Below are 7,361 nucleotides of genomic sequence, written 5' to 3' on the forward strand. Positions count from 1 at the left end.
TCCATAAATCGAGCAGCGTCGTCTGCATGCGCTCGCGCGTCAGCGCATCGAGCGCGCCGAGCGGTTCGTCGAGCAGCAGGAATTCCGGTTCGGCGGCGAGCGCCCGGGCCAGGCCGACGCGCTGGCGCATGCCGCCGGAAAGCTCCCAGATGCGCTTGTCGCCGGCGTCGGTGAGCTTCACCAGCGCCAGCAACTCATCGGCGCGCCGCGCCCGCTCGGCTGGCCTGACACCGCGCAGCCTGAGCGCGAAGGCAACGTTTTCGCGCGCCGTCAGCCATGGAAACAGCGCGTCGTTCTGGAACACCACCGCCCGGTCCGAACCAGGTGCGGTGATCGGCTTGCCGTTGATGGAGGCGCGCCCGCGTGCCGGCGCGACAAGGCCGGCGGCGACGTTGAGCAGCGAGGTCTTGCCGCAGCCGGACCGGCCCACCAGCACGACGAAATCGCCCTTGGCGACATCGATCGACACAAGCTCGACGGCAGGCTCCGCCTGGCCGTCATAGTGGATCGAGACCTTGTCCAGCACGAGATGGGGGTCCAGTACGAGATGGGGGTCGAGCACGAGATGCGGCATGGATGCCTCGCAATTTCGTTGAAATCCGACGGCCCCGGCGCTCGTCAGCGGTTCCGGGGCAGTCAACACGCGGCGTCAGGGAAGAAGCGCGCGGGCCGGGTTCAGAGCAATTCCAGGAAAAGTGTGAAGCGGTTTTCCGTCCGGAATTGCGTTAAGCGAGTACTAGTTCGAGGCAAGCGCCTCTGTGACGTATTTCGACGACACGTATTTCGAATAGTCCGGCAGCACGGCGTCGATCTTGCCTTGCTCCTTGAGGAAGGCGGATGTCGCTTCCACCGCCTTGACCGTGCCGCCGCCGAGGAATTTGTCGGAGGCCTGCTCTTCGAGCGTTGGGAAGACATAGCCCTTGAGCAGCTGCGGCACTTCTTCCAGCTTGGCGCCGGTGAGCTTGGCGATCGCGGCTGCCTGCGGCGACGACACCGACCAGGCGCCGGGTTTGGCGAGGAACTCGGCATAGGACGCGCCCGTCACCTTGACGAAGTCGCGCACCGCTTCCGGGTTCTTTTCGGCGAAGTCGGTGCGCACGATCCAGGCGTCGAAGGTTGGCGCGCCCCAGGCGGCGACCTGCGAGGAATCCACCACCACCTTGCCCGTCGTCTTGATCTGGCCGAGCGCCGGATCCCAGACATAAGCGGCGTCGATGTCGCCGCGCGAAAAGGCGGCGGCGATTTCCGGAGGCCTGAGATTGAGGATCTCGACCGACTTCGGATCCACGCCCTCATGCTTCAGCGCGGCGAGCAGGCTGTAGTGCGTCGTCGAGACGAAGGGCACCGCGACCTTCTTGCCGGCGAGGTCGGCGACTTTCTCGATGCCGGCGCCGTTGCGCGCCACCAGCGCCTCGGATTCGCCGATCAGGCCGACTATAAAGATGGTCTGGATCGGCAATTCGCGGCTAGCCGCCGCCGCCAGCGGGCTCGAGCCGACATAGCCGATATCGACCGAGCCGGAAGCGACTGCGGCGATGACATCGGCGCCGGAATCGAATTTGCGCCAGTCGATTACTGCCTTCGTCTCCTTTTCATAGGCGCCGTCGGCCTGCGGCACTTTCGAAGGCTCGACCACCGTTTGATAGCCGATGGTGATTTTGAGGTCGTCGGCATGGGCCGGGCCGAGGAAGGCCGCGCCGGCAAGCGCCGCCGACGAGAGGAGAACAATGCGTCGCGAAATGGTGAACATGAAGGGCTCCTGAAAAGAGAAAAATCGGAATGCCCCATGATAGTCCGCTAATTCTATTAGGTTTGTAGAGTTAAATCCTTCCAACCGAGACGGGCTTGTTAGAAAAAAGCTGTCGGTGACGGAGCACCCGAGCGCATATGGCGGCTGCAACCGCCATCATCGCCCCGATGACAAATCGCATACGAACAAGAATGGCGCTCCGCGAGCCTCCCGGCTTCGTCATCCTATGGTCTGCGCGACGGAGCTTCGCTCCTGCTCCGCCCGTGGATGACGAAGTTAGGTACGCTTCGGTACTCAACTCTGTGCCGTGCACGCACGAATGATAGGTTCTTACCCAAGCCAATATCAGGCAAATCCATACCTCAAACGGCGGCCGATTTAGAAAACCTATCCCGCGTGTTCGAGGGTAAGTATAGTAATCTTATCGACATTGAGACTGGAGGCGACGATGAGCAGTCACCATATCGCGACGATCGCGCCTTCAGAGTCGTGCGCTTTTTTGTCCCTGTGGGCCCAAAGGCTGGCCAAAATGGCCGGCGCGGCTTGAAAACGAAGCAAAATCAGCAGTTCTCGGCTTGTACATCATGTCACTAGAATTTATGTGTCATGCGGGCTTGGACGCGGCGGCAACGCCCGCCAGGCGTTTTGCAACCGATGGTTCCATGCCGTCGCATGCCAGAGAAATTTTAATCTCATGCTCACCAAAAAAGGTAAGTACGGCCTCAAGGCGCTTGTGCACCTCGCGCGCTTGCCGGCCGGACAGCTCGCCTTCGTCAACGACGTCGCCACCGGCAACAACATCCCGAAGAAATTTCTCGACGCCATCCTGGGCGAGTTGCGCAATGCCGGCTTCGTCCAGAGCCGCAAGGGCAAGGATGGCGGCTATCGCCTGGCGCGCCCCGCCGACGAGATCAAGGTCGGCCATGTGGTGCGCGTCCTCGACGGCCCGCTGGCGCCGATCCCCTGCGCCAGCCGCACCCAGTACCAGCGCTGTGAAGATTGCAACGAGGCGACATGCCAAGTCCGACATCTGATGCTCGAGGTCCGGCAGGCGATCGCCGAGGTGCTCGATCAGCGCAGCCTCGCCGAAATGCGCGATATCTCTCTCGACGACCTGCCGGTTGCGAGGGACATCGGCGATCTGCCGGTCGCGGTGAAGGTCCAGGCCTGACACTGGCGTTGCGCAGAGCGAAGGCACGCCTATGACCGGGCGCGCCAACTCCATCATCATTGTCGGCGGCGGCGCCAGCGGCGTCGTGCTGGCCGCACATCTCCTGAAGTCGCCCAATCCCGACCTGCGCGTCACGCTGATCGAAAGGCGCCCGCATTTCGGCCAGGGCATCGCCTATTCGACGCTGCTGTCGGCGCATGTCTTGAATGTCAGTGCCGCCGGCATGAGCGCCTATGCCGACGATCCCGGCAATTTCTGGCGCTGGCTGCAGGAGCGCGGCCTGGCAACGGCCGAGCAGGCGCCCTTCTATGCGCCGCGCAGCATCTATGCCCGTTACCTCGGCGAGTTGCTCGACGAGCTGCAGGCGCGCGAAAAGCAGACCGGGCGGCTTCGGTTGATCCGCGAGGAAAGCCTCTCGATCACGCCCACCGCATCCGGTGTCGAAGTGGCGCTGGCCAACGGCACCAGCGTCGTTGCGCATCTCGCCGTGCTGGCCACCGGCCACGACGAGGAGCCGGCGCAAGGCCATGCCATCAGGATGGGATCGGAAGCCGATACAGCACTTCCGACCGACGCCGGCGTCATGGTGCTGGGCACCGGCCTGAGCATGGTCGATGCCTTCCTGGCGCTGGAACAGCGCGGCCATCGCGGCGACATCATAGCTGTGTCGCGGCGCGGCCTGTTGCCCTCGCCGCATCGCAAGGGCAATCCGATCAAGCTCGACGTCGCCGACATTCCGCTCGGCACGCAGCTCTCCTATTTCGTCGGCTGGTTCCGCGACCTGATCAAGGAAAACCAGAAGGCCGGCATCGACTGGCGCGACGTCGTCGACGGCCTGCGGCCGTTCAACCAGAAGATCTGGCAGAACTGGCCGGCTTCCGCCAAGCGCCGCTTCGTCGAGCACACCAAGGCCTGGTGGGACATCCACCGCCATCGCATGGCGCCCGAGGTCTACGCCCGTGTCACCGAAGCCGTGCAATCCGGCCGCATCCGCCTGGTCGCCGGCCGCGTCGTCGACATCGCGCGCAACGGCGAATTCACCGTCCAGGTCCAGTCGCGCCACACGCAGCGTCTCGAGACCTTCGAGGTCGCCCGCATCTACGATTGCTCTGGTATCGTCAGGGACATCTCGACCTCATCGAACAGCGTCGTGCGCTCGCTGGTCGACCGCGGCCTGGCACGGCCGGATCCGCTGCGCATCGGCCTCGATGTATCGGCCAAATGCGAGATCATCGCCGGCGACGGAACCATCTCGGCCAAGATCCTCGCCGTCGGCCCGCTGACGCGCGGCACCTTCTTCGAGATCGACGCCATTCCCGATATCCGCGTGCAGTGTGCGAGGCTGAGCAAGCAGCTGCTCGGCTGAGAGCTCCGCGCAAATCCCAACGCCGTCGTCATCCTAGGGCGGAGCAGGAGCGAAGCGACGTCGCGGAGACCCTAGGATCCATGCCGCGACCTGCGAGCTTTGCGGCGGTGCAAACCTGTCGATGCAGCCGGATGCTTCCAAATTAATTCTGCACCGCTGCATTCTTCGACCAATGTCACGGCATGGATCCTAGGGTCTACACTCCGCTTCGCGTCGCTTCGCCCTAGGATGACGAACGCGCGGAGGGTTCGCCTGACTTCGAAGCGACTCTCGCCAACGCAAACCCGGAATTTCATTCCACATCTGGCCGGTTGATTGGCACGATCTATCTTCTTTCCGACTGCAAAGGGCTGGAAAAGAGGATACGCTGCCGCCCTGCCTAGAGGCGGTCGCTTGGTCATGGAGCATCGATATGAGCGAGCATGAGATCGCCGCAGCCGACGAATTATCCCGCCTGCGTCCGCCCTACAAATCGGTGCTCGACCTGATCGGCCAGACGCCGGTTGTCGAGCTGACCAAATTCGATACCGGCAAATGCCGGCTGTTCATCAAGCTTGAAAGCCAGAACCCGGGCGGCTCGATCAAGGACCGTATCGCGCTGTCGATGATCGCCGCGGCTGAAAAGCAGGGCAAGCTCCGGCGCGGCGGCACCATCGTCGAGGCGACCGCCGGCAATACCGGCCTCGGCCTTGCCCAGGTCGGCATCCCCAAGGGCTACCGCATCGTGCTGGTCGTGCCAGACAAGATGTCGCGCGAAAAGATCCAGCATCTGCGCGCGCTCGGCGCCGAAGTGCGCATGACGCGCTCCGACGTCGGCAAGGGCCATGCCGAATATTACCAGGACATGGCCGAGAAGATCGCGGCGGAAACGCCCGGCGCCTTCTATGCCAACCAGTTCGCCAACCCGGCCAATCCGCTGGCGCATGAAACCACCACCGGCCCGGAGATCTTTTCGCAGCTCGACGGTGACGTCGATGCGGTGGTCGTCGGCGTCGGCTCCGGCGGTACGCTGACCGGGCTTGGCCGCTACTTCGCCAAAGTGTCGCCGAAGACCGAAATGGTGCTTGCCGATCCGGTCGGCTCGGTGCTGGCGCCGCTGATCAAGACCGGCAAGATGGAAGAGGCCGGCAGCTGGACCGTCGAAGGCATCGGCGAGGATTTCGTGCCGCCCAACGCCGATCTGTCGCTGGTCAAGAAGGCCTATTCGATCCCCGACAAGCAGAGCATGCTGGCGGTGCGCGACCTCTTGTCGAAGGAAGGCATCCTCGCCGGCTCATCCTCGGGCACGCTTTTGTCGGCGGCGCTGCGCTATTGCCGCGAGCAGACGGTGCCCAAACGCGTCGTCACCTTCGTCTGCGACAGCGGCAACAAGTATCTGTCAAAGGTGTTCGATGATTTCTGGCTGGCGGAGCAGGGGCTGGCCGCGCACGAGCAGCATGGCGATTTGCGCGACCTGGTGATGCGCTCGCACCGCACCGGCGACACCGTCTATGTCGGCCCGGACGAAAGCCTGCTCAACGCCTATGGCCGCATGCGCCGTTCCGATGTCTCGCAGCTGCCGGTGCTCGACAATGGCAAGCTCGTCGGCATCGTCGACGAAAGCGACATCCTGGCCAAGGTCGACGGCCCCTATGACGGCCGCTGGGAGCGCTTCAACGGCCCGGTGCGCACGGCGATGACCTCCAATCTGCACACGCTACAGGCCAGCCAGACGCTGGATGCGCTGCTGCCGGTGTTCGACCGCAACGAGGTCGCCATCATCTTCGACGGCGACGAGTTCGTCGGCCTGATTACCCGCATCGACCTGATCAACCATCTGAGGCGCGCACGATGACCGCTGAAACACCACCACCGGGCAAGAACCGTCTGGCTTTCTCGACGCGCACCATCCATGGCGGCCAGAGCCACGACCCGCTGACCGGCGCGGTGATGGTGCCGATCTACGCCACCTCGACCTTTGCCCAGCAGTCGCCCGGCGTGCACAAGGGCTTTGAATATGCCCGCAGCCAGAACCCGACGCGCGTTGCCTTCGAGCGCGCCGTGGCCGACCTCGAAAGCGGTTCGGCCGCCTTTGCCTTCGCGTCCGGCCTGGCGGCGATCGCCACCGTGCTGGAGTTGCTCGATTCCGGCGCCCACATCGTCGCCACCGACGACATCTATGGCGGCTCGTTCCGGCTGATGGAGCGGGTGCGCAAACGCTCGGCCAATCTGCAGGTCTCGTTCGTCGACTTCACCGACCTGGCCGCCGTGGAAGCCGCGATCCGGCCCGAGACGAAAATGCTGTGGGTCGAAACGCCGACCAACCCGCTGTTGCGCATCGTCGACCTCGAAGGCGTCGCGGCACTTGCCAGGCGCAAGGGGATTCTGACGGTCGCCGACAACACGTTCTGCAGCCCTTATATTCAACGCCCGCTGGAGCTCGGCATCGACATCGTGGTGCACTCGACGACCAAATATCTCAACGGCCATTCCGACATGGTCGGCGGCGTCGCCGTGGTCGGCGACAACAAGGATCTCGCCGCCCAGCTGAAATTCCTGCAGAACGCCATCGGCGCCATTTCGGGCCCGTTCGACAGCTTTCTGGCGCTGCGCGGGCTGAAGACGCTGGCGCTGCGCATGGAGCGTCATTCCGCCAACGGGCTGAAGATTGCGCAGTGGCTGGAAGCGCGCCGCGACATCCGCCGCGTCATCTATCCCGGCCTCGCCAGCCACCCGCAGCACGCCGTCGCCGTCCAGCAGATGCACGCCTTCGGCGGCATGATCACAGCCGTGCTCGACCGCGACCTAGCCGGCACCAAAAAGTTCCTCGAACGCACGCAGCTGTTCACGCTGGCCGAAAGCCTCGGCGGCGTGGAGAGCCTGATCGAGCATCCGGCACTGATGACGCATGGCTCCATTCCGGCCGAGAAACGGGCCGAGATCGGCATATCGGATTCGCTGGTAAGATTGTCGGCGGGGATCGAGGATGGAGATGATCTGATCGCGGATTTGGAGCAGGCGCTGGGGGGATAGACCCTCAGATCGCCAAAATCGGCGCCGCCCCTCATTGCCCTGCCGGGCATTTCTCCCCGTAT

Annotated in this window: 6 protein-coding genes; 4 read left to right on the plus strand and 2 right to left on the minus strand. The window is 63.8% G+C overall.

The window, feature by feature from the left end; genetic code table 11:
* Both EN749_RS26395 and tauA read right to left on the minus strand, forming a co-directional pair.
* The coding region (locus EN749_RS26395) for an ATP-binding cassette domain-containing protein (protein WP_128364262.1) at positions 1 to 574 on the minus strand (574 nt) is incomplete at its 3' end.
* 162 nt (positions 575 to 736) lie between these two features.
* Complete coding sequence (gene tauA, locus EN749_RS26400) at positions 737 to 1,750, minus strand: taurine ABC transporter substrate-binding protein (RefSeq protein ID WP_128289784.1); 1,014 nt, start codon at positions 1,748 to 1,750, stop codon at positions 737 to 739.
* A 694-nt stretch (positions 1,751 to 2,444) separates the two neighbouring features.
* On the opposite strand from tauA, the gene EN749_RS26405 reads away from it, so the two are divergent.
* The 4 genes from EN749_RS26405 to EN749_RS26420 all read left to right on the plus strand — a co-directional run bounded on the left by EN749_RS26405 (position 2,445) and on the right by EN749_RS26420 (position 7,299).
* Positions 2,445 to 2,921: an Rrf2 family transcriptional regulator gene (locus EN749_RS26405; RefSeq protein ID WP_128289785.1), complete on the plus strand. Its 477-nt coding sequence runs from the start codon at positions 2,445 to 2,447 to the stop codon at positions 2,919 to 2,921.
* 31 nt (positions 2,922 to 2,952) lie between these two features.
* The gene (locus EN749_RS26410) at positions 2,953 to 4,287 is read left to right on the plus strand and encodes an FAD/NAD(P)-binding protein (RefSeq protein ID WP_127808551.1); all 1,335 of its coding nucleotides are present in this window, start codon (positions 2,953 to 2,955) and stop codon (positions 4,285 to 4,287) included.
* A gap of 412 nt (positions 4,288 to 4,699) precedes the next feature.
* Positions 4,700 to 6,121 (plus strand): pyridoxal-phosphate dependent enzyme, encoded by a 1,422-nt coding sequence (locus EN749_RS26415; RefSeq protein ID WP_128364263.1) that lies wholly within the window; start codon positions 4,700 to 4,702, stop codon positions 6,119 to 6,121.
* Entirely contained in the window at positions 6,118 to 7,299 is a 1,182-nt protein-coding gene (locus EN749_RS26420; RefSeq protein ID WP_128364264.1) for a PLP-dependent aspartate aminotransferase family protein, read from the plus strand. Before EN749_RS26415 ends, EN749_RS26420 begins: the two co-directional genes overlap by 4 nt.
* Positions 7,300 to 7,361 lie beyond the last annotated feature (62 nt).

This window comes from Mesorhizobium sp. M7A.F.Ca.ET.027.02.1.1, from assembly GCF_004022985.1.
Lineage (GTDB): Bacteria > Pseudomonadota > Alphaproteobacteria > Rhizobiales > Rhizobiaceae > Mesorhizobium.